The following is a 1464-nucleotide window of genomic DNA, read 5'->3' on the forward strand; positions in this document are numbered from 1 at the left end:
ACCATCGTCGTCTCGCTCGCGGGCGGCGAGCGGGACGGCAGCCTCGTCGCCGCGATCACGAGCGGCGCGAACCGGCTGGATCTCGACGCCGTCGCCGACCACTTCGGCGCGGACGTCGCCGAGATGGGCGACCCGAGCCGGATTCGCGAGGTCGTCGGCTGGAGCATCGGGGGCGTCCCGCCGATCGGTCACGACGCCGCGCTGCCGACCGTCTTCGACCCGACCCTCACCGAGTACGACACCGTCTACGGCGCGGCCGGGACGCCGAGCGCGGTGTTCGCGGTCGACCCCGAGACGCTCGCCGACCTCGCGGACGCGACCGTCGTCGACCTCACGGAGTGACCGGTGGTGGCGACCCTTCTCCGCGAACCCAGTCGCCGAGTTGTCAAACCGACCCGCTCTCTGCGCCAGCATTATTAATTCTGAGTTGTGAAATAATAACCTTTTTCTGTTAAACCGTGGTAGCGATCGGTATGACTCACTCACGGCGGTCGGTGCTGCGGCGAGGCGCTGGACTCGCGGTCGCGGGAGCCGCGGCGTCCTTGGCTGGTTGTTCCGGTGCAACGGGCGGCGGGTCCGAGGGGCTCAACTCCGGGTACGCCGCCTTCTTCACGCTCACCGACTGGGCGAACGAGGTCGCCGGCGACCACGCGAGCTTCGAGGACCCGGTCGACGTCGGGCAGCTCGGCCACGGGTGGACGCCCGACGGAAACCTCGCGACCGACGTCGCCGCGACGGACGCGTTCGTCTATCTCGACAGCTCCGAGTTCTCGTGGGCGCAGGACCTGGCCGAGACGCTGGAGAGCGACTACGAGACGGTCGCCGTGATCGACGGGCTGGCCGGTCTGGAAGACGACCTCCTCGAGTGGGACCACTCCGACGAGCGGGCGGAATCGGACCACGAGGACGGCGATCACGACGAAGAAGAGGACCACGACCACGACGAAGAAGAGGACCACGACCACGACGAAGAAGAGGACCACGACCACGAGGGGCGTTACGATCCCCACGTCTGGGTCGACCCCGTCATCGCGGCCGACGTCGTCGACACGATCGCGACGGGGTTCGGCGAGGCGGACCCGGACAACGCGGACGACTACGCCGACAACGCGGCAGCGTACGCCGACGAGCTCGACGCCGTCGACGACGCCTTCGAGTCGATCGCCGAGAACGCCGAGCGCGACGTGGCGGTCATGGCCGGCCACAACTCCTTTCAGTACCTAGAGGCGCGCTACGGGCTCCGGCTCCACTCGCCGGTCGGCGTCTCGCCGGACAACGAGCCGACGCAGACGGAGATCGCCGACACGATCGACCTCGTGAACGAGGAGGGGATCGACGCGGTGCTGTACGACAGCTTCGAGTCGCCGAGGCTCGCCGAGTCGATCGTCGAGAACAGCGACGCCACCGAGGCGATCCCCGTCACGCCCGCCGGCGGAACGACCGAAGAGTGGAACGACGACGGGT

At 68.4% G+C, this 1464-nt stretch carries 2 protein-coding genes; both read left to right on the forward strand.

Going from position 1 to position 1464, the window contains the following annotated elements:
* Window positions 1–342, forward strand: a 342-nt coding sequence (locus U4E84_RS17245; RefSeq protein ID WP_322533327.1) for a YbaK/EbsC family protein, incomplete at its 5' end; no start/stop codon positions are given.
* Between the two features lie 131 nt (window positions 343–473).
* Window positions 474–1464 (forward strand): metal ABC transporter substrate-binding protein (locus U4E84_RS17250; RefSeq protein ID WP_322533328.1); only part of this gene is annotated, 991 nt, incomplete at its 3' end.

This window comes from Halorubrum sp. AD140 (assembly GCF_034497445.1).
GTDB lineage: Archaea > Halobacteriota > Halobacteria > Halobacteriales > Haloferacaceae > Halorubrum.